This is a genomic window from Natronomonas marina (assembly GCF_024298905.1).
In the GTDB taxonomy this organism is placed as follows: Archaea; Halobacteriota; Halobacteria; order Halobacteriales; family Haloarculaceae; genus Natronomonas; species Natronomonas marina.
On sequence record NZ_CP101154.1, the window covers coordinates 2,152,786 to 2,173,067 of the forward strand.

23 protein-coding genes are annotated in these 20,282 nt (G+C 68.7%); 13 read left to right on the forward strand and 10 right to left on the reverse strand.

Features of this window, described 5'->3' with window-relative positions:
* Window position 1 precedes the first annotated feature (1 nt).
* Window positions 2-757 (reverse strand): RNA methyltransferase, encoded by a 756-nt coding sequence (locus NLF94_RS11595; protein WP_254837786.1) that lies wholly within the window; start codon window positions 755-757, stop codon window positions 2-4.
* A 1-nt stretch (window position 758) separates the two neighbouring features.
* Window positions 759-1,274, reverse strand: a complete 516-nt coding sequence (locus tag NLF94_RS11600; RefSeq protein WP_254837787.1) for a DUF8114 family protein — start codon at window positions 1,272-1,274, stop codon at window positions 759-761.
* 105 nt (window positions 1,275-1,379) lie between these two features.
* On the opposite strand from NLF94_RS11600, the gene NLF94_RS11605 reads away from it, so the two are divergent.
* From NLF94_RS11605 to NLF94_RS11635, 7 genes are all read left to right on the forward strand, one after another.
* On the forward strand, window positions 1,380-2,504 hold the full coding sequence (locus NLF94_RS11605) for a dihydropteroate synthase (protein ID WP_254837788.1): 1,125 nt from the start codon (window positions 1,380-1,382) through the stop codon (window positions 2,502-2,504).
* A 145-nt stretch (window positions 2,505-2,649) separates the two neighbouring features.
* Window positions 2,650-3,333: a 6-hydroxymethylpterin diphosphokinase MptE-like protein gene (locus NLF94_RS11610; RefSeq protein ID WP_254837789.1), complete on the forward strand. Its 684-nt coding sequence runs from the start codon at window positions 2,650-2,652 to the stop codon at window positions 3,331-3,333.
* A gap of 55 nt (window positions 3,334-3,388) precedes the next feature.
* Entirely contained in the window at window positions 3,389-4,354 is a 966-nt protein-coding gene (locus tag NLF94_RS11615) for an MBL fold metallo-hydrolase (RefSeq protein ID WP_254837790.1), read from the forward strand.
* 47 nt (window positions 4,355-4,401) lie between these two features.
* Entirely contained in the window at window positions 4,402-4,614 is a 213-nt protein-coding gene (locus tag NLF94_RS11620; protein WP_254837791.1) for a zinc ribbon domain-containing protein, read from the forward strand.
* A complete protein-coding gene (locus NLF94_RS11625) occupies window positions 4,614-4,769 on the forward strand; it encodes a DUF8143 family protein (protein ID WP_254837792.1) in 156 nt (51 codons plus the stop codon). Before NLF94_RS11620 ends, NLF94_RS11625 begins: the two co-directional genes overlap by 1 nt.
* Window positions 4,770-4,860: 91 nt before the next feature.
* Window positions 4,861-6,723 (forward strand): SLC13 family permease, encoded by a 1,863-nt coding sequence (locus tag NLF94_RS11630; RefSeq protein WP_256558608.1) that lies wholly within the window; start codon window positions 4,861-4,863, stop codon window positions 6,721-6,723.
* A 90-nt stretch (window positions 6,724-6,813) separates the two neighbouring features.
* Complete coding sequence (locus NLF94_RS11635; RefSeq protein WP_254837793.1) at window positions 6,814-8,442, forward strand: potassium channel family protein; 1,629 nt, start codon at window positions 6,814-6,816, stop codon at window positions 8,440-8,442.
* Here NLF94_RS11635 and NLF94_RS11640 read toward each other — a convergent pair whose 3' ends face one another.
* On the reverse strand, window positions 8,443-9,687 hold the full coding sequence (locus tag NLF94_RS11640) for an NAD(P)/FAD-dependent oxidoreductase (RefSeq protein WP_254837794.1): 1,245 nt from the start codon (window positions 9,685-9,687) through the stop codon (window positions 8,443-8,445). It lies immediately after the preceding gene.
* Window positions 9,688-9,853: 166 nt separating this feature from the next.
* Here NLF94_RS11640 and NLF94_RS11645 point away from each other — a divergent pair, with 166 nt between their 5' ends.
* Window positions 9,854-10,444 carry a DUF6149 family protein gene (locus NLF94_RS11645; protein ID WP_254837795.1) on the forward strand — a complete coding sequence of 197 codons (591 nt, stop codon included), beginning with the start codon at window positions 9,854-9,856 and terminating at the stop codon, window positions 10,442-10,444.
* On the opposite strand, the gene NLF94_RS11650 is transcribed toward NLF94_RS11645, so the two are convergent.
* The gene (locus NLF94_RS11650; RefSeq protein ID WP_254837796.1) at window positions 10,441-10,692 is read right to left on the reverse strand and encodes a hypothetical protein; all 252 of its coding nucleotides are present in this window, start codon (window positions 10,690-10,692) and stop codon (window positions 10,441-10,443) included. The two genes, NLF94_RS11645 and NLF94_RS11650, sit on opposite strands and share 4 nt — an antisense overlap.
* 78 nt (window positions 10,693-10,770) lie before the next feature.
* Window positions 10,771-12,099: an NAD(P)/FAD-dependent oxidoreductase gene (locus NLF94_RS11655; RefSeq protein ID WP_254837797.1), complete on the reverse strand. Its 1,329-nt coding sequence runs from the start codon at window positions 12,097-12,099 to the stop codon at window positions 10,771-10,773.
* A gap of 166 nt (window positions 12,100-12,265) precedes the next feature.
* Between NLF94_RS11655 and NLF94_RS11660 the strand changes: the two genes are divergently transcribed.
* Window positions 12,266-13,141 (forward strand): homoserine kinase, encoded by an 876-nt coding sequence (locus tag NLF94_RS11660; protein WP_254837798.1) that lies wholly within the window; start codon window positions 12,266-12,268, stop codon window positions 13,139-13,141.
* A 175-nt stretch (window positions 13,142-13,316) separates the two neighbouring features.
* Here NLF94_RS11660 and NLF94_RS11665 read toward each other — a convergent pair whose 3' ends face one another.
* On the reverse strand, window positions 13,317-14,471 hold the full coding sequence (locus tag NLF94_RS11665) for an acyl-CoA dehydrogenase family protein (protein WP_254837799.1): 1,155 nt from the start codon (window positions 14,469-14,471) through the stop codon (window positions 13,317-13,319).
* Between the two features lie 161 nt (window positions 14,472-14,632).
* Window positions 14,633-14,911: a PadR family transcriptional regulator gene (locus NLF94_RS11670; protein WP_254837800.1), complete on the reverse strand. Its 279-nt coding sequence runs from the start codon at window positions 14,909-14,911 to the stop codon at window positions 14,633-14,635.
* 224 nt (window positions 14,912-15,135) lie between these two features.
* On the opposite strand from NLF94_RS11670, the gene NLF94_RS11675 reads away from it, so the two are divergent.
* Entirely contained in the window at window positions 15,136-15,405 is a 270-nt protein-coding gene (locus NLF94_RS11675; protein ID WP_254837801.1) for an amphi-Trp domain-containing protein, read from the forward strand.
* A 175-nt stretch (window positions 15,406-15,580) separates the two neighbouring features.
* Here NLF94_RS11675 and NLF94_RS11680 read toward each other — a convergent pair whose 3' ends face one another.
* A complete protein-coding gene (locus NLF94_RS11680) occupies window positions 15,581-15,727 on the reverse strand; it encodes a DUF8555 family protein (protein ID WP_178917488.1) in 147 nt (48 codons plus the stop codon).
* Between the two features lie 85 nt (window positions 15,728-15,812).
* On the opposite strand from NLF94_RS11680, the gene NLF94_RS11685 reads away from it, so the two are divergent.
* From NLF94_RS11685 to NLF94_RS11695, 3 genes are all read left to right on the forward strand, one after another.
* Entirely contained in the window at window positions 15,813-16,766 is a 954-nt protein-coding gene (locus NLF94_RS11685) for an asparaginase (RefSeq protein WP_254837802.1), read from the forward strand.
* Window positions 16,767-16,790: 24 nt separating this feature from the next.
* Window positions 16,791-17,501, forward strand: coding sequence for a DUF7117 family protein (locus NLF94_RS11690; protein WP_254837803.1), 711 nt, complete (start codon window positions 16,791-16,793; stop codon window positions 17,499-17,501).
* 138 nt (window positions 17,502-17,639) lie between these two features.
* The gene (locus NLF94_RS11695) at window positions 17,640-18,716 is read left to right on the forward strand and encodes a hydroxymethylglutaryl-CoA lyase-like TIM-barrel protein (RefSeq protein ID WP_254837804.1); all 1,077 of its coding nucleotides are present in this window, start codon (window positions 17,640-17,642) and stop codon (window positions 18,714-18,716) included.
* A gap of 99 nt (window positions 18,717-18,815) precedes the next feature.
* Here the strand turns inward: NLF94_RS11695 and NLF94_RS11700 are convergent, their stop codons facing one another.
* Both NLF94_RS11700 and folD read right to left on the reverse strand, forming a co-directional pair.
* Window positions 18,816-19,319, reverse strand: a complete 504-nt coding sequence (locus NLF94_RS11700) for an NUDIX hydrolase (RefSeq protein WP_254837805.1) — start codon at window positions 19,317-19,319, stop codon at window positions 18,816-18,818.
* Window positions 19,319-20,212, reverse strand: a complete 894-nt coding sequence (gene folD, locus NLF94_RS11705; RefSeq protein ID WP_254837806.1) for a bifunctional methylenetetrahydrofolate dehydrogenase/methenyltetrahydrofolate cyclohydrolase FolD — start codon at window positions 20,210-20,212, stop codon at window positions 19,319-19,321. The genes NLF94_RS11700 and folD overlap by 1 nt, the downstream gene beginning before the upstream one ends.
* Window positions 20,213-20,282 lie beyond the last annotated feature (70 nt).

Sequence of the window (20,282 nt, forward strand, 5' to 3'; positions counted from 1 at the left end):
GCTACGGTTCGTCGCCGTCGCCGTCACCCCGCGGGATCTCGCCGGACGCCCGCATCGCGCCGCGGCGCAACACGCCCCGCAGGGTGCGGGCCTCCCGACCGGTCGGCTGGCCGCGGGCGACGAGGCGTCGAAAGAGCCGGTTCGTCTTCTCGACTTTCTCCTCGGGGTGGCCGACGTCGTGGAGGTAGTCGTCGAACGTCTCGTAGAGACCCTCTATCTCGTGTTCGTTCGCTCGCTCGTGGGCCTCCTCGGGGTGCTGGGTCGCCTCGACGGTCAACTCCCGCAGTTCGTACAGCACGATGGTCGCCGCCTGTGCGAGGTTGAGGACAGGATAGTCGTCGGCGGCCGGGATCGAGCAGACGCGGTCCAGACGGGCGAGTTCCTCGTTCGTGAGACCGACCCGTTCGCGGCCGAAGACGATGCAGGCGTCGGCGTCGAGACCGCCGAGTTCGTCGGGCAACTCCGCGGGCCGGACGAACGGGTAGCGGACGTGCTTGGTGGCGTCCTCGTTGGTGATGGCGGTGGTGCCGACGGTGTAGAAGTTCTCGACGAGGTAGTCGAACTCGACGGTCTCGGCGTTCGGGAGGACGTCCTCGCGGGCGTGGCCGGCGAAGCCGTAGGCCTCGCCGTCGGGGTCCAGTTCCGGCGGGTCGACCAGGTACAGCTCCGAGAGACCGAAGTTCTTCATCCCGCGGGCGATGGTGCCGACGTTGCCGGGCGTCTCCGGGTCGACGACGGCGACGGCTATCTCGACCATCTCACGTCACGTCGGAGTAGTCCATCCCCAGCGCGTCCAGGTCCTCGTCGTCGATCTCCTCCAGGGCCGCCTCGAGTTCGGGGACGTCTTCGCCCATGTCGGGGGCGGGAACCCGGTCGGGTTCGGTGTCGACGTGGTCGAGGCCGCCGTACCCCTCCGGGGCGCGGTTGCCGGCCGCGAACCACTCGTGGAAGTAGTCGGCGAAGTGTTCGTCGCCACGGTGGTCGCTGCCGCCCGCCTCGCGGTACCAGTAGAGGAAGTCCGCCTCGTGGTCGGGACAGAGCAGCACCTCCCCGAGCGGTTCGCCGTAGACGATGCGGGCGACGTTGCAGTCGGATTTCGACTCGCTGAGCAGGTAACAGGCGTCGCAGGGCTCGCCGGCGACGACCCGGAGGCGGATGAGCCGTTCGCGCGTCTCGTCGCTCACTTCCTCGAGCGGCCGTATCTCGCCGTCGTCGTCGAACACCTCCTCCTCGTCGAAGCGCCAGCCCCGCAGCGCGATGGAGACCTTTCCCATACGCGGGGATTCGAGGTCGGCGCTCATAAGCCCGTCCGTCCGGCTCGAAACGGTCGCAGTCGCCGGTATCGGACGGCTTTACTCGCGGGCGCCCGAACGCCGCGTATGCGAACGGTAGACGCCGCCGGACTCGGCATCGGCGACGAGTACCCGCCGCGAATCATGGGCGTGCTGAACGTCTCGGCGGAGTCCCCGTACGACCCGAGCGTCTTCGACGACCCCGGCGAGGCCGCCGAATACGTCGACCGGGAGCTCATAGGGGAAGGTGCCGACATCGTCGACGTCGGCCTGGAGTCGGCCAACAAGCGCTTCGAGGTGCTGTCGGCCGAGGGGGAACTCGACCGCCTGGAGACGGCCGTCGAGACGCTGGAGAGTACCTCCGGCGACGCCGTCTGGTCCATCGAGACCCGCTACCACGAGGTCGCCGAGGCCGCACTGGACCGCGGCTTCGAGATGGTCAACGACATCTGCGGCTTCGCCGACCCCGAGATGCCCCGCGTCTGTGCGGAGTACGACGTCGCCGTCTCGAAGATGGCGTCGCCGCCGGACCTCGAACGCCCCGGCGCCGTCGAGGACGTGAACGACATCTACGACGCCCTGGAACTGAACGGCTTCACGGACAAGACCATCGTCGACCCCGCCTTCGGCGGGTGGTCGGAGGCGAAGACCATCGCCGACGACCGCGAGACCTTCGACAGACTCCGGGAGTTCCGCGGGTACGGCCGGCCGATACTCGTCTCGATCAACCGGAAGAACTTCCTGCGGACGATAGCGGATCGGGACACCGAGGAGGCGCTGCCCGTCTCGCTTGCGGCCACCTCGATGGCCGTCGAACGGGGCGCCCACGTCGTCCGGACCCACGACGTCGCCGAGACCCGCGACGCGGCCTTGGTCGGCGAGGAGTTTCGAACCGAACGGCTCCGCGACCCCGAAGTCGGCGTCGAGGAACTCGACGTGCGGACCGACCGCGAGTTCGCCCGCCACCTCGACCGCGTCGGCGGCGACGGCGAGGACAGCGTCGTCACCCACGTCGTCGAGTTCCGCCTCCCGCCCGGCCCGGAAGATTACGTCGCCAGCCGGGGCGAACGGGCCGGAATCGGCGTCTACGTCGGTGAGGCGCTGTTGTTGGTGGGCACCGCCGCCGAGTTCCGGTCGCTCCGGGGGATCGTCGAGGGGGGACCCGACGCCGCGGTTCGGGCCGTAGAGAGCGTCTGCACCGACGTGGAGTAGTCTGACGGCCGGCAGACGGATGGCGTGCGCGACGAGAAAGCTTATACCAGAGCGACCGGAAAGACCGGGTGGACGCCCGGAGGACACATCTGGGTAGGGGTACCTTGGTGTCCTCGGGGCCCAGTCTTCACGCCCCGTAGTGGCAATGCTATACGAGGAGTGGAAACCCGTCTACGAGGCGATACTGGCGGATTTCGGTTACGACGCGGCCGACGACGAGCGGGCACGCGACGCGCTCTACGAGACGCTGGAGGGAACGGAGCCGCTCGGCGTCGAGGACCTGGACCTGGGCGGAACCGTCGCCGTCTGTGGCGCTGGACCCTCACTTCCGGGGGACCTGGCGGTCGCTCGCCGGGCCGACAGCGTCGTCGCCGCATCGACGGCCGCCGACGTGCTCCGGGAGGCCGGCGTCGCCGTCGACTGCATGGTCACGGACCTCGACAAGAACCCCGACTCGGCCCGTGAGTTGACGGCCGCGGGGACGCCCGTGGCGGTCCACGCCCACGGCGACAACGTCGCGGGCATCCGGCGGCTGGTTCCCGACCTCGACGCCGCCGCGGTCCTGCCGACGACCCAGACCGAACCCCGACCGCCGGTCGTCAATCCGGGCGGGTTCACCGACGGCGACCGGGCCGCCTTCCTGGCGGACGCCAGCGGCGCCGATCGCCTCGTCTTCGCCGGCTGGGACTTCGACGACCCGACGGTCGGCGCCGAGAAGTCCCGGAAGCTCCGGTGGGCCGAGCGACTGCTCTACTGGCTCGAACGTCGGCGGAACGAACGCTTCGACGTGCTGGACGGCCGTCGGGACCGCATCGAACTGCCGATATAGGTCCCGGCGGCTGCCGCCGCACGGTTTATGCTCGCCGGCCGAAAAGGAAGCCCGAATGGAACCTCGTCTGGACGCCGGGACGGTCGAACGCATCGAGTTCGACATCGAGTGGCCGCCCGGAACAGCCTTCGCGTACCTGCTGGTGGCCGAGGAGCCGATCCTCGTCGACGCAGGCTCCCCCGGCGAGACCGGGTGGAACGCCCTCGCTTCGGGAATCTCCGACGCCGGGTACGCTCCCGAAGAGATCGAACACCTGCTCGTCACGCACCCACACACGGACCACGCGGGACAGGCGGCAACGCTGCTCGACGCAGCCGACCCGACCGTGTACGCGCCCGTGGGTGTCCGAGCGCGCCTGTCCCGTGACGTCGACGACCTCGCGGCGACGGTTCGGCGGAACGCGACCGCGGCGGGCGTCCCGGACGTCGAGGCCCACGTCGACCGGGCGGTCGACTCGCTCCGGCGGAACCGAGCCTGCCTGCCGCCCGAGCGAATCGACGTCGAAGTGGCGCCCGGCGAGCGTTTTTCTGCCGGTGACACCGTCTTCGAGGCGGTCCACGTCCCGGGGCACCAGGAGAACCAGGCAGCCTTCCTGACCGACGGGCTGCTGTTCGCCGGCGACGCCGCGGTCGAGCCGTTCCGGCCGGCTGCGCTCCACGTCGGCTTCGACGAGGGCCACACGGAGTCGATAGACGCCTTCTACGAGGGGCTGTCGGCGCTGTCTTCGGTCGAACCCGACGTCGAGCGGGTGTATCCCGGCCACGGTCCGGTCTTCGAGGACCTCGCGGGGGCCGTCGCCAGGGACCGCGAGTCGCTGGATTCGGTCGTCGCGGACTGTCGGGCCGTCGTGGAGTCCCTCGGGGTAGCGACGGCCCACGAGGTGACCGCCGAACGGGTCGGAACACTGGACGGCCGGGAGTACACCGTCTTCGAGTCGGTCGGCGCGCTGGCACGACTGCGGCGCCAGGGCGTCCTCGACGCCGAGACCGAGGAGGGGGTCCACCGGTTCCGGCCGGCGTAGCACGTCGACGGGGGAAAACACATTACGGACGAGCCGGAAACGCCGATATGGTCCCCGAATCCGAGAGCGGTTGCGACAAGTGCGGGCACACGGAAACCGAGGTCGGTACCATCTCGACGACCGGCGGCGGTGTGAGCAAGATGTTCGACATTCAGACGAACAGCTTCAAGGTCGTCTCCTGTAGCAACTGCGGGTACTCGGAGCTGTACCGCGACGACACGGCCGGCTCCAGCGACATCGTCGACGTCTTCCTCGGCTGATGGAGGGCGTCGTCTTCCTTCTGGTCGGCGTCCTCGCGCTCGTCGGGCCGCTCGTGCTGTACTCGCTGGTCAGGAAGGAACACGAAAGCCGCGAGGAGATGGGCCGCCGAGAGGCCGAACGCGCCGCCAGGCGGGACCTCGACGAGGAGCGATAGCCGAACCGGTATCCACTCGTGGGCGGAACGAACCCGCTCGAAATCCGCTCCCACCCGAAGCTTTAGGCGCCGGATGGGCGAACCGACCGACGTGCTCCCGCTGGTCGCCGGCACCGGACTGACGACGGGCATGCTCGTCGTCTTCGGGGTCATCCTCGCCGCGCTCGTGCTGTTCGTGACCGAGCCGGTCCCCATCGACATCACCGCCGTCGGGGTTCTCGTGGCGCTCGTGGTGCTGGAGCCGTGGACCGGCGTCACGCCCACGGACGGTCTCTCGGGCTTCGCTTCGACGGCGACGGTGACGGTGCTTGCGATGTTCGTCCTCTCGGAGGGCATCCGCCGGACGGGCGTCGTCAACCGGATCGGCAAGGCCATCGCCGAGCGGTTCGGCGACAGCCCGTTCGGCCAGCTCGCGGCGGTGCTCGGTCTCGCGGGGGGAACGGCCGGCTTCATCAACAACACGCCCGTCGTGGCGGTGATGATACCGATGGTGACGGAACTGTCCGACAGGACCGGCATCTCCCCCTCGAAGCTCCTCATCCCGGTGTCGTACGCCTCGATGATGGGCGGCATGCTGACGCTCATCGGCACCTCCTCGAACATCCTCGCCTCGGACGTCTACGACCGGATCGGCGGTGCCGCGACCGAGCCGTTCTCGATGTTCGAGTTCACGGCGCTGGGCGCCCTCGTGCTGGTGGCGGGGACGGCCTACCTGCTGGCGTTCGGTCCCCGTCTCCTCCCCGAGCGCATCGTTGCGGGCGAAGACCTCACCGACGAGTTCGGGATGACCGAGTACCTCACCGAGGCTGTCGTTCGGGAGGACTCGCCGATGGTCGGCCGGTCGGTCGAGATCGCCCTCGCGGACGTCAAGGTCGACGCCGACATCGTCCAGCTCATCCGCGGCGGGCGGGCGTTCAACGAGCCGCTGGACCGCAAGGAGGTCCGTCCCGGCGACATCCTGGTCCTTCGGGTCGACCGCGAGAGTCTCGTCGAGTTGCTGGACGCCGAGGGGCTGGACCTGGCGCCCGACGCCGAGGTGACTGACGACGTCCTGGCAGCCGAGGAGGAGACCGCAGCCGAAATCGAGACGGCCGACGAGGAACAGCGTCTCGTCGAGGTCGTCCTCACGCCGGACACGAACCTCATCGGCGAGACGCTGGAGTCGCTGAACTTCCGCCAGCGGTACGACGCGTCGGTGCTTGCCATCCGGCGCGGCCGCCGGGTCATCCACGAGCGGATGGACGAGCGGCGGCTCCGGGCCGGCGACACGCTGCTCATCCAGGCCACCGAGGACACCGCCGGGCGGTTCGGCCGGGACCGCAACTTCGTCGTCGCCGGCGAACTCGTCCGGCCCGACTTCCGCTCGGAGCGGATTCCGGTCGCGGTCGGTATCGTCCTCGCGGTCGTCGCCGTCGCCGCGCTCGGCATCGCCCCCATCGCCATCTCCGCGCTCGGCGGCATCGTCGGGATGGTCGTCACCGGCTGCGTGAAGCCCAACGAGGTCTACGACGCCGTCGACTGGAACGTGATCTTCCTGCTTGCGGGACTCATCCCGCTGGGGGTCGCAATGGAGGCGACGGGCGCGGCCGCCTGGCTCGCTGACCTCGTGGTCGCCGGAAGTGCGAGCCTCGGCGTCGTCGCCCTGCTGGGAGCCTTCTACCTCTTTACCGCTCTCGTGACGAACGTCGTCAGCAACAACGCGAGCGTCGTGTTGATGGTGCCGGTGGCCTACGACGCCGCCATTCAGGTTGGCGCCGACCCCTTCGCGTTCGTGCTGTCGGTCACGTTCGCCGCCTCGACGGCGATGCTGACGCCCATCGGCTACCAGACGAACCTGATGGTCTACGGCCCCGGTGGCTACCGGTTCACCGACTTCGCCCGGGTCGGCGCGCCGCTGCAGTTGCTGTTGACCGCCGTGACGACGCTCGGCATCGTCTGGCTGTACGGTATCTGAGCGCCGGGGCGTCGGCGGTACCCGCCGGAACGCCGCTTGCGACGCCGACGGAGGGATGGCCTCTTTAGGTCCCGTTCCGACAGCCCCAGTATGGACAGCTGGCAGCGCCGGACCCTGCTGTACTCGGCGGCGCTCCTCGGGACGATGCTCGCCTACGCCGTCGCATACTACTACGGGATGCGGGTGCTGGAGGGCGAGCCCACCACGTTCCTCCACGCCCTGCAGGTCGTCGTCGAGACGTTCACCACGACCGGGTTCGGCTCCGACGCCCCCTGGGAGACGCCCGGAATGAACCTGCTGGTCATCGTCATGGACCTCACCGGCGTCGCGCTCATCTTCCTGGCGCTTCCCGTCTTCGTCTTCCCGCTGTTGGGTGACGCCCTCTCGACGACGGTTCCGACGAGCGTCGAGGGGCTCTCGGACCACGTCGTCGTCTGCACCTACACCTCCCGCGCCGAGAGCCTCATCGGCGAACTCCGGTCCCGCGACGTCGACTACGTCGTCGTCGAACCGGACCGCGAACAGGCGCTGGAACTGTACGAGGCCGGCTACACCGTCGTCAACGCCGACCCCGAGGACGCCGAGGCCCTCGAGGGGGCCTGTCTCGAGGACGCCCGCGCGCTCGTGGCCGACGTCTCCGACGAGGTGGACACGAGCATCGTCCTGACCGCCCGCGAAATCGCCGACGACGTGACGGTGATAAGCGTCGTCGAGGAGCCCGACAGAGAGCGGTACCACCGGCTCGCCGGCGCCGACATCGTCGTCTCCCCGCGGCCGCTCCTGGGACAGAGCCTCGCCTCGAAGGTGACGAGCGCCGTGACCGCAAACCTCGACGACGCCGTCGAGATCGGCGACGACTTCGAGATCGCAGAACTGGCCGTCCAGCGCGGGAGCCGTCTCGCCGGCAGTACGCTCGCCGACAGCGGCATCCGCGAGCGGACGGGCGCGAACGTCATCGGGGCGTGGTTCGAGGGGGAGTTCCGGAGTCCCGTCTCCCCCGACGATACCCTCACCGACGGGACCGTGCTGCTCGTTTCCGGCGAGAACGCACAGCTGTCGGAACTCCGCTCGCTCACCCGGTCGCCGGTCAGACGCGTCGAGCGCGGCGAGGTGGTCGTGCTGGGATACGGCGAGGTGGGCCGGACCGTCACGGACGTCCTCGAGAACGCCGACTGCGAGTACACCGTCGTCGACCTCGAGGACGGCGACGGCGTCGACGTGGTCGGCGACGCCACGGAGCCGGAGACGCTCCGTGCGGCCGGCATCGAGGACGCACGGTCGGCCGTCCTGGCGCTGCCGGACGACACCGTCGCCGAGTTCACCACGCTCGTCATCGACGACCTCTCGCCGGACACCGAGGTCGTCGCCCGCGTCGAGGACGCCCAGAACGTCACGAAGATGTACCGGGCCGGCGCCGACTACGTCCTGGCGCTGTCGACGGTGACCGGTCGGATGGTCGCCTCGGCGCTGCTGGAAGAGCAGGTGCTGACGCCGGACCTGCAGATCGAACTCGTCCGGACGACCGTCGCCGAACTGGACGGCGTGAGCCTGGCGGAGGCCGACGTCCGGGCACGGACCGGCTGTACGGTCGTGGCCGCCGAACGCGACGGCGAGCTGATAACGGACATCGACGCCGACTTCGTCGTCGACGACGGCGACACGCTCATCGTGGCCGGCACGGACGAGGGGATACAGCGGTTCAGCGAACTCGCCGGGTAGTCACTCGGGGGCCGCCGCTTCCTGGAACGCCTCGACGTCGATGGACTCATCCAGCAGGCGGTCCGTCTGCCCGGAGACGTCGGTTTGACTCCGGGCGAGCTGTTTCAGCGCCGACTGTGCCGAGAGGTCCCCGATGAGGACGCCGCCGATGACGCGACCGTCCTTGAGGGTGACGCGCCGCCAGGTTCCCTCGTCGTACTTGCGCTCGACGGTCTCGTCGCCGAGCGTCGGGTGGCCGAAGGAGAGGAATGGGAAATCGAAGTGGGTGATCGAGTACGAGGAGACCCACTCGAAGACCTCTTCATCGCCGTCGGCGGCCATGTTGGTACCGGCGACCGAGCCCTGCTCCTTGGCGGACCCCCAGGCGCCGTTCTGGGCGCGCTCGCCGAGGATGACGTCGTGGAACTGCGTGATGTCGCCGGCGGCGTAGACGTCCTCGACGCTCGTCTGCATGTACTCGTCGACGACGATGCCGTTGTCGCACTCGATGTCCGTGTCCCGGATGAACTCGGTGTTGAAGTTCAGGCCGATGGCGACGCCGGCGAAGTCGGCCTCGAACCGCTCGCCGTTGGGGTCGACGGCCGCGGTGACGTGGCCCTCCTCGTCCGTCTCGAAGTGGTCGACGCCCGAGTCGAACACCGGCGTGACCCCCTTCTCCCGGAGCGCGTCGTGGATTATCTCGGCGCCCTCCTCGGAGAGGGCGTACCGCCACCAGGCGTTGCCGCGCATCAGGTAGTGGGCCTCGACGTCCTGTGCGCCGCAGATGGCCGCGAGGTCGATGCCGAGCAGTCCCGCGCCGACGACGACACCCGTCTCGGCGCTCTCGGCGCTGTCCTTGATGGCGCGGGCGTCCTCGAAGGTCCAGAAGTGGTGGACGCCCTCGGCGTCGCTGTTGTCGACCGGCAACTGCGTCGGCGTCCCGCCGGCCGCCAGGAGGAGTTTGTCGTACTCGTAGGCGTCGCCCTCGTGGGTGTACACCTCGTGGGCGTCGGTGTCGACCCCAGTGACGACGGTGTCCAACTGGAGGTCGATGTCCCGGTCGGCGTACCACTCGGGGTCGTGAATCGACACCGGTGCCGCCGGGAGTTTGCCCTTCGCGAACTCCTTTATGAGGATGCGATTGTAGAGGGCCTCCCCCTCCTCCGTGATGACGGTGACCTCGGCATCCGGGTCGGCCTCGCGGAGCGTCTCCGCCGCCGAGGATCCGGCGATGCCGTCACCGATAATGACGTACGACGCACACATGACCGCGGGTAAGACACCCGGCCTAATGTGAATTGCTATGTGCGGTTCCTCACGGGACGGCGGGGCGCCCCCCGGCCCCCGAAACCGTCCGACCTCCGCGACCCGCGACCGCCGCCGACATTCCGGCTCCGAGAGGTTGAAGTCTCCGAGGACCCCAGTTGCGGGCATGAAGATACGCCAGAACGTCCGCCACTGGGCCGCGAAGAAGGCCCTGACGACGCCCGTCCTCGGCGACATCGCCAACGACAAACTGGTCGACCTGCACACGAAGATCTTCCTCGAGAAGGCCGACGAGGAACGCCGCGAAGAGCGACGCGAGCACCTCGACGAGTTCTTCGACGCCACGATGGACACCTACGTCGCGGCACTGCAGGCGGGCTACACCGAGGCCGAGGCCCGCGAGATCACGCACGTCCAGGCCAACTTCGACTTCTTCGTCCACGGCTGGACCGAGATGATGGAGATTCCGGGCGGCGAACTCGAGGACCACTACCGCCGCTACGAGTCGTTCTTCGTCGAACACGACATCACCATCGACGACTCCCTCGGGGCGTTCCGGCCGGCCGACGGAATCGCCGACGCACCCGAGACGCCGGAGAAACTGGAGCGGGCCGAGTACGAGAACGCCATCGCGGGCTTCGCCGACGACGTCTACGTCGAGACCGAGACGGGCGAGACGGTCGTCGGCGGGACGGCGGAACCGGACGACGTCGACCCGACCGAGGCGCCCGGCGTCGACGAGGACGCCCAGGCCTAAGCGAGGTCGGGTCGCGGTTCGGCGGGCTCCTCACCGGCGTCGGCGAGGCCGCGGGCGTACGATTCGACGCGGGACCTCGCGCGCCCGGCCAGGGACCCGACGACGACGCCGCCGACGGCGGCCGAGACGGCAACCGGGTGTGCGGCGGCCACCAGCAGCGTGAAGAAGCCGCCGAGAACGGCGGCGGCGACGACGGCGTAGCGGACGGCGGACGGGACCGGAGCGCGGGTGCGTTGTGGCTCTCTCATACACGTAGACGCACGGGCCGTATCGACATAAGTATAATCTGAAGAACATTTCTGTAACCGAGTTTACTGAACTGGATTTCAGTGACTCGACTCGACGAGGCGGTCGGCCGCGGCGTAGCCGGCCTCGATGGCTCCGTCGAGGCTCCGCTCGGGGTACTGGGCCCGCGAGGCCATCCCCGCGTAGTAGACGCCGGGCGCGACCGCCTCCCCGAGGTCGTACGGGACGACCATCTCGAGGTAGCCCCGTTCGTAGACGGGTGCCGTCTTGGGATTCCGGCCGATCCGGATCCAGTTGACGGTCTCGCGGTCGAAGTCGGGGAACATGTCCTCGACGCCGTCGAGCCACAGCTTCTCGACGGCCTCGTCGTCGAGCTGCCACAACTGCTCGGCGGGGTCCTGGACGTAACTGGCGACGTACAGGAGGTGTTCGCCGCCGTACCGCTCCGGCGGGACGAAGTTGGTGTGCTCGATGAGCGCGCCGAAGGGAGCATCGTCGGCGACGTTGAGCCAGTAGGTGTCCATCAGCCGCTCCTCTATCGAGACGACCGCACACACCGAGCCCTGGAAGTCGATGTCGCACTCGTAGCCGGTCAGCGCCTCCAGGACGTCCGGCATCGTCGCCACGACGACGGCGTCGACCTCATGCGTTTCGGCGCTCCCCTCCCGCTCGACGGTCAGGGACTCGACCCCCGCCCGCTCGCCGTCCCCCTCGAAGCCGATGTCGGTCACGGGAGCCTCCGTGACGACGTTCTCGCGGCCGACGGCCTCGACGAGCGCGTCCAGCAGGACGCCGAAACCGCCCTCGAGGTAGCCCAGCACCTCCCCGCGGAGCAGGTCACGCTCGCCGCGGAACTTGACGCGGCCGAGCAGCCACGCCGCCGAGACGTCCTCCTTCCGACTGCCGAATTTGGCGTCGAGCAACGGCTCGAAGAAGTACTCGTAGACGCCCCGGGTCGTGTGTTCCAGCAAGAAGTCCTTGATCGGGACGTCCTCGAACTCCTCGAGGTTCTCGTAGGTGTCCCGGCGGGGGACGCCGCCGCGGACGTCGATTCCCAGCGTCAGCATCGTCAGCCGGAACTTGTCGTACACCGACAGGTAGGGGTAGGCCGCGATTTCCCACGGCGTGTCCAGCGGGTGGGCGACGCCGTCGACGTAGTAGGCGTTCTCGCCGATTCGCCACTCGATTCGGTCGCCCAATCCCAGGTCCTCGGCCAACTCGACGATGGTCTCCTCGGACTTCGAGAGGTGGTGGTAGAACTTCTCGATTCGGTCGCCGCGGGTCTCGTAACTGGCCGCGAGACCGCCGACCCGGTCGCCGGCCTCGAAAACGGTGACCTCGTGGCCCGCCGTCTGGAGCCGATAGGCGGCCGCAAGCCCGGCGAGGCCGCCCCCGACGATACCGATCATGTGGGGTGGTCAGCCCCGGACGGAAAGGGCCTTTCGGGTCGTCAGCGTTCCGGGGCGCCCACGGCGGGTCGTCTCCCGCCAGCAGGGCACTGATGCGGGCACACTTTGTCGGGCCGGACGGCCGCGGGGTCGCTACCTTTTTGCCCGCTGTCCCGGAACGTCGGGTATGCTCACCGTCCGGGCCCCCGCGACGAGCGCGAACCTCGGCAGCGGGTTCGACGTCTTCGGGGCGGCCCTGGACCGGCCCGCGGACGTGGTTCGTCTCGAACGGGCCGATCGCACCACCATCGAGGTGACCGGCGCCGGCAGCCAGTACATCCCGGAGGACCCCGAGAAGAACACCGTCGGCGCCGTCGCGGAGGCGCTGGACGCGCCCGCCCGCATCGAGATAGACAAGGGCGTGCGCCCGGCCTCGGGACTGGGGTCGTCGGCTGCATCCGCGGCGGCCGCCGCGGTCGGTCTCAACGAACTGTACGGCCGCGGTCTGACGCGGGAGGAACTGGTCCCCATCGCCGCCGAGGGGGAGGCCGTCGTCTCCGGGGCGGCCCACGCCGACAACGTCGCGCCCTCCATCATGGGCGGGTTCACCATCGCCCGCGAGGACGGCGTCACGGCCGTCGACGCCTCGATTCCGCTCGTTGCGTGTCTGCCCGAGATCGTCGTCTCGACGCGGGACGCACGCGAGGTGGTGCCGGACGGGGCCACGATGGACCAGCTCGTCGGCGTGGTCGGTAGCGCCGCGACGCTGGCGGTCGGGATGGCCCGCGACGACCCCACCCTCGTCGGCACGGGCATGGAGGGCGGCGTCGTCACGCCGGCCCGCGCCGAACTCATCACGGGCTACGACGCGGTCCGGGAGGCGGCCTTCGACGCCGGCGCGACGGGCGTCACCATCTCGGGCGCGGGTCCGGCCGTCCTCGCGGCCTGCCGCGAGCGGGACCGTCGAGCAATCGCCGGCGCGATGATAGACGCATTCGAGGACGAGGAGGTCGACGCCCGCGCCTACCAGACGAAAATTGGCGAGGGCGCGACGATTCACTGATCGAAACGGTGAGGTAATCGAATCTAGCAAGCATCCGCGAGGCGCGCGGAGCGCGCCGAGCGGTTCCCCCGGCGACGAGGCCGGAGGCCGAGTAGCCGGCAGGAGTTTTTCCCCAAGTTTTTGCGACCGAGTGGGTCGCGCGGAGCGCGACCCCGAGGGAGTAAAAAGTGGGTGTTTAGAAGCCCTTGCCCTGCAGCTCGCGGGCGATGATCATCTTCTGGATCTCGGTGGTGCCCTCGTAGATCTGGGTGATCTTGGCGTCGCGGTAGAACCGTTCGACGTCGAAGTCGTCGACGTAGCCGGAGCCGCCGTGAATCTGGACGGCCTCGTTTGCCGCGTCGACGGCGATGCGGGAGGCGAACTCCTTGGCCATCGACGCGAGTTTGGTCAGCTGGCCGTCGGCGTGGTCGACGGACCAGGCGGACTTGTAGGTCAGCTGGCGGGCGGCCTCGGTCTCGGTGTGCATGTCGGCGAGTTTGTGCTGGATGGCCTGGAAGTCGCCGATGGGCTGGCCGAACTGCTCGCGCTGCTGGGCGTACTCCAGCGCGCGCTCGGCGGCGCCCTTGGCGATGCCGACGCCCTGGGCGGCGACGGCGGTTCGGGTCTCGTCGAAGAACTGCATCTGCTGGAGGAAGCCCATGCCCTCGGTGCCGACGAGGTTCTCCTCGGGCACGCGCACGTCGTCGAGGATGAGTTCGGCGGTGTCCGAGGCGCGAATGCCGAGTTTGCCGGTGATCTTGTCGGCCTCGAAGCCGTCGCGGTCGGACTCGACGATGATCTGGCTGAAGCCGTTGTAGCGGCCCTCGGCGTCGGGGTCGGTCTTGCAGAGGACGACGAAGTAGTCACCGACGGAGCCGTTGGTGATCCACATCTTGTTGCCGTTGATGACCCACTCGTCGCCGTCCTTCTCGGCGCGCGTGCTGACGCTCGAAACGTCGGATCCGGTGTCGGGCTCGGAGATGGCGGCGCCCATGATGGCGTCACCGGTGGCGATCGGTTCGAGGTACTCCTCTTTCTGCTCCTCGGTGCCGAACTCGATGATGGCCTCGCTCCCGAACCCGGTCGAGGAGAGACAGAGACCGATGCCGGGGTCGGCGGCGAACAGTTCCTCGACGACGATGGCGGTGTCGAGGACGTCGTAGCCGGCGCCACCGTAGTCGAAGGGAATCTGCGGACCGAGCAGTCCCATCTCGGCAGCCTTGTCGACGACCTCCCAGGGGTACTTCTCCTCGCGGTCGTACTCCTTGGCGACCGGCAGGATCTCGTTTTCGGCGAACCGCTGCACCTCGCTTTTCAGTTGCTGCTGTTCCTCCGATAGTTCGAAGTCCATACGCTATAGTTAGACTGGAAGCATAAAAGGCCAACTTTTCCTAACGACGTTTGCAGCATCCTACGTCGCTGTTTACAACAATAACCGTGTACTGACGGGTAGTTTATTTTGATGCCCGAACCACGGTCTCGGGTCGTACCGGTGTCGTCGGCCGACGACGGTCACTCGAGGTCGACGTACTGGTCTTCCCACTCGCGGCGGGCCTCCATCTCACGGCGGCCGCGGCGCGTGAGCGTATAGAAGTTCGTCCGCCGGTCGCGCTGGCCCTTCTCGACGAGCCCCTTCTCGACGAGGGTATCGAGGTTGGGGTAGAGCCGTCCGTGATGGATTTCCTTTTCGTAGTAGTCCTCGAGTTCCTCTTTGATCGCCAGCCCGTGGGGATCCTCCCGCCCGGCGATGACGTAGAGCAGATCTCGCTGGAATCCTGTCAGGTCGTGCATCGGTAAGTTCTATCTACCTGTTACTGTCGTATTCGCTTAAATATACCGGATTATCTCCCCGGTGTGTGCCTACGATACGGCGAGAGGGTCCCTCTGAGTGTCGTTTAGCTGAACGGACCGGGATGTAAGCGGCCGAACCTGCGTGATAGATGTCGGGATTGAAAAACGTCTGACAGCCGTTCTTCCCATCCAGCTAGTTTTTCCTCGGGGCGGTACGTCCCGCCATGGAGGAAATCCTCTTCGAGACCGAGCGGAGCCAGTCCCGAGGCGAGATAGCGGACCTGCTACGGACGGTAGCCGACCGACTGGAGTCCGGCGAGTCGCTCGAACTTTCCGCGGGCGACGAATCCGTCACCGTCGACGTGCCGGACCGTCCGGTGTTCGAGGTCAAGGTGGAGCGAGAACAGGAGGGGACGGCGTCGGAACTCAGCGTCGAGTTCGAACTGGAATGGGACGAGAACGGCGGCGAGGATGGTGACCTAGAGATAGCCTGACCTGTCGAGCGTCGTTCAGCGAGAGAGGAAAGCGACCCGACCAGCGAAAAGTTGGTCGGGCGCTTGCCGCCCTGAATTGGTCCCCGCTGACGCTTCGGCCCTCCAAGCGAAGCGTCACCTGAATCCAGTGGCCGTCGCATCATAAATCTACCGGCCACGATGTACAGTTCCGTACTCAGATGTACTCCTCTTCGAGCACCCATCCCAGTGCCCGCTTGTAGTACGTGAACATCTGTCTGACCCCCTCGTGGTTCATGTCCTCGTCGTCGAGTTCGTTCTTCAGAAATTCGTACTGCTCGCGGATCTCCTCTTCGTCGCGCATACCGGACCGTCGGCCGCCCGTCAAATGAAAGTTCGCGCCCCGGAACGACCGGAAGCCCCAACCGACCGCCGCTCGCAGGTCGCGTATGCGCGTCCACGTCATCGCAACGGGCGGTACCATCGCCTCGACGACCGACGGAAGCGATTCGGGCGCGGCGCCCACGCTCTCCGGGGAGGACCTCCTTGAGGCGGTGCCCGGTCTCGACACCCACGCCGACGTTACCGTCGAGACAGTCGCCGACCGGCCGGGCTTCGACATGTCGCCCGACGTCTGTGCCCGGGTCGCCCGACGCATCTCTAACCTCGACGCCGACGTCGACGGGTTCGTCGTCACGCACGGAACCGACACCCTCGCGGAAACCGCCCGCTATCTCGACCTCACCTGCGAGGCACCGGTCGTGGTCACCGGCGCCCAGCGTCGACCGGACGAACTGGGCAGCGACGGTCCGACCAACCTCCGGACGGCCGTCCGGGCGGCGGCACACGAACGGCTCGCCGATGCCACCTGTGTCGCCTTCGACGAGGAACTCCACGCCGCCGCGCGGGTCCGGAAGAGCCACACCGCCGCCCTCGACACCTTCCGCTCTCCGGAGACCGGCCCGCTGGCCCGCTTCACCCGACGGCAGGTCCACTGGTACCGGGACCCGGATGCCGGGACCGACCGACTGCCGATTCCCGACGACCACCCCGTCGTCCCCGTCGTCGTGTCCGCGTCCGGCGTCGGGCGGGCCGGCTTCGACGCCGCCGTCGACCAAGGCGAGGCCGTCGTCGTCGCCGGCACCGGCCTCGGGAACACGACCGAAGCGCTCGGGCACGCCATCGCGGACGCCGACTGTCCCGTGGTAGTCGCCTCGCGGTGTCACGCCGGGCCGACCGAACCCGTCTACGGGACGCCCGGCGGCGGCGCGACGCTCGCAACTCACGACCACGTCCGGTTCTCCCACGCGACGCCGTGGGCCACCCGCATCGAACTCGTCCTTGCGACGGCCGCCGGACGGGTCGACGAGCGGTTCGACAGTTTCCCGCCCGGGGATGTTTAGGAGCCTCGACCCACAGTACCGAGCATGAAAGTCCGCGGCCAGCGCGAGTGCAAGGAGTGCGGAACCAGGTGGTCCTACTACGACACCGGCGAGGCCGCCTGCCCCGACTGCGGGAGCCTCTACAGCGTCGGCGTCGACGACGAGCGGTCCCTCCATACGGCCACGGCGGCGACGCTGGACCTCACCCCGGTCCGGCGCGAGGTCGACGAGGCGCCGCTGCGCCGTCTCGCGTCGCTGGCCGCCGAACGCTGCCGGGAGTTCACCCGCGGCTACGGCTTCATCGAGGCCGGAACGCTCCAGTCGCTCGACGACACCTACCTCGCGGCGACGGAGCTACAGCACGTCGGGAGCGAACTCGAACGCCGTCTGGAGATCGCCGACGACGAGGAACTGTACTTCACCGAGCTACTGCGGGCCGACGAGGGGGAGCGACCCTCACCGGAGGCGGTGCCGGAGGGCCTGCGCGGGATGCGGGGGCTGGCATACGCCGACGCGGTCGGGGAGTACCGCTCAGACCTGCGGACCTACCTCCGCGAACACCCCGACGACGCCGCCGAGCGGGTGCTCGGACGGGTCACCGAGCACGCAAAGAGGATTCGAGCCCTCGAGGGTGACGTTCCGCCGCGCGAGGCCGAGTCGCTCGTCGCAGCCGTCCGGGACGTGAGCCGATACCTGAGAGAGGGCGAGGAGGCCGCCCTCGCCGAGGCAGAGGCCAGACTCGACGGCCTCGCCTGACCGCCCGAGTCGCGGTGCTTTTTCCCCCGGCCGCCGGAGTCGATGCCATGGTCCGACCACTCACCCACGAGGTGACACCGCGAGCCCAGCGGCGCGCTCGGAACGCGACGACCGTTCTCGGCACCGGGGAGGCGTCGTATGAGAATCTGTGACATCACGCTCCGGGCGTCGGCGAGAGCGTCGGGCAACGGGTATACCGCCGACCAGCGCGTCGAGACCGGACGGGCCCTGGATCGACTTGGCGTGCCGCTCGTCGGAACCGGGTCGCCCTCGAGTAGTGCGGTCGCACGCGAGACGCTCCGACGGCTCGCTTCGGACCTCTCGGCGGACGTCGTCGCCCTCTGTGAGCCAACCACCGACGACGTCGAGGCGGCACTGTCGGCCGACGCCGACGTGGTTGAGGTGGCGATTCCCGTCTCGGATTCACGTCTCGAGGCCGTCCTCGGCTGTTCGCGCGACGAGGCCTTCGACCGCGCGGAGGCGGCCCTCCTCCGGGCCCACGAGGGCGGTGTCGACGCCCACCTGACGCTCTCGGACGCATTCCGGGCGGAGGTGCCGGCCATAGCCGGTGCCTTCGGGCGATTCGACTGTCCGGTCGTCCTGGCCGATTCGGTCGGCGCCCGGACGCCCCCGTTCGTGGCCGGCTTCCTCCGGACGCTGGCCGACGCGAGCGCCGACCTCACGCGGGCCGGCGTCCGCTTCCACGACGATCTCGGCTGTGCGACGGCGAACACCATCGTGGCCGCCGAGACCGGCATCGACCGGGTCGACACGTCGGTCGCCTCGCTCGGCGAGCGGGCCGGCGTGGCCGCGACCGAGGAGGTCGTCGCCGCGACGGAGACCGCCGGCGGCGACGCGGGCATCGTCGAAGAGGAGACCGTCCCCGCCTGCGAGGACGTCCTCCGGACGCTGGACGAATCGGTCGACGAGCGAAAGGCCGTCCTCGGCGAGGCGGCGACGACCCACGAGGTGAGAGCCGGGGCGGAAGCGGTGCTGGACGACCCCTCGGCGTTCGAGGCTTTCGACCCGGAGACGGTCGGTGGCCGACGGCGGCTGGTGTTCGGCGAGTCGACGGGCCGTGAGGGGGCGAGACGGCTACTGGAGCGGGCCGGGCAAGAGCCGAGCGAGGACGCGATAGAGTCGCTGCTCGAACGGCTGTCCGAGGAGGGACCGATCGAACTCGACGAGGCGCTGGCGTTCGCGGCGGACGCGTAGGCGTACAGGCGACACCGAATCTCCCGGAGCGACGTGTCGCGCTCCCGCGGAACGCTCCGGGGCGGTTCAATCGAGCACGCCGGTGCTGCTCCCGTCCTCTTACATAAATTCGCGGGCGAGCCGGACGACCAGGTCGCGGTCGAAGGTGTTCTCCGGGACGTCGCCGTGCCAGGCGGCCTCGTCGATGCCCTCACCCGGTCGGCCGGGGTCGGCCGCGATGTCGGTCGATACCGGGTCGGCGAGGAAGGTCGCAAACCGGAAGTCGAAGGTGGCCGCGCTCCCGTCGCGCCGGAACGTCTGCTCGGCGATGGCACCGAGTCCCGTGATTTCGGCGTCGACGCCGGTCTCCTCGCGGACCTCCCGTACGGCGCCAGCCTCGGGGGTCTCGTCGGACTCCAGGCGCCCGCCGGGCAGCAGCCAGATGTCGCCCTCCCGGACCAGCAGGACCCGCCCGCTGTCGACGACCAGCGCGCCGACCCCCCAGGCGCCGTCGTCGCCGCGTTCGATGCCGCGGTCGAACCGCTCGGCGTCGATCTCGATGCGCTCGGCTTTCCGGTAGACATCGCCGTAGCGCGCGGCGAGTTCGTCCGGCGTCGGCGACATCAGGGCAGCGCGACCTCGACGTCTTCCTGCAGTCCGGCCGCCTTGACGGTGTTGTACAGCAGCATCGCGCGGGTCATCGGCCCGACGCCGCCCGGCACGGGCGTGATGTGGTCGGCCTTCTCCCTCGCACTATCGTAGTCGACGTCGCCGACGAGTTCGTAGCCCTTCTCGGTGTCGGCGTCGACGCGGTTGACGCCGACGTCGACGACGGTCGCGCCCTCGCCGACCATCTCGCCGTCGATGAACTCGGGGCGGCCAGCCGCGGCGACGAGGATGTCGGCGTCGCGGGTCTTCGCGGCGAGGTCGTCGGTCCGGGAGTGACAGACCGTCACCGTCGCGTTGCCGTCCTCGCGCTTCTGGAGGAGGAGGTTCGCCAGCGGCTTGCCCACGATGTCGGAGCGACCGACGATCACTGCGTCGGCGCCCTCGGTCTCGACGTCGTAGGCCGCGAGCAGTTTCTGGACGCCGTGAGGCGTACAGGGCCGGTAGCGGTCGTTGCCGGCGACCAGTCGGCCCACGTTCTCGGGGTGGAAGCCGTCGACGTCCTTGACGGGGTCGATGGCCCGGAGCACCCGGCGGTCGTCGACGTGGTCCGGAACGGGCATCTGGACGAGGATCCCGTGCACCGACGGGTCGCCGTTGAGGTCCTCGATGGTGTCGTACAGCTCTTCGGCCGGCGTCTCCGGGTCGAGTTCGACGTGAACCCCGTCGATGCCGACCTCCTCGCAGTCCCGCTGTTTCATCGAGACGTACGTCTCGCTCGCGGGGTCGTCGCTCATCAGCACCGTCGCCAGCCCCGGCGTGACGCCCGCTGCCTCCAGGGTCTCGATGCTCTCGGTCAGCGATTCGCGGACCTCGGCAGCGACGGCGTCGCCGTCGATGACCTCCGTCATTACGAGAAGAGCGACGCGCCACCCATATCAATTGTTCGGGTTCGTGCTATATACGTCGGCGTTCACTCCA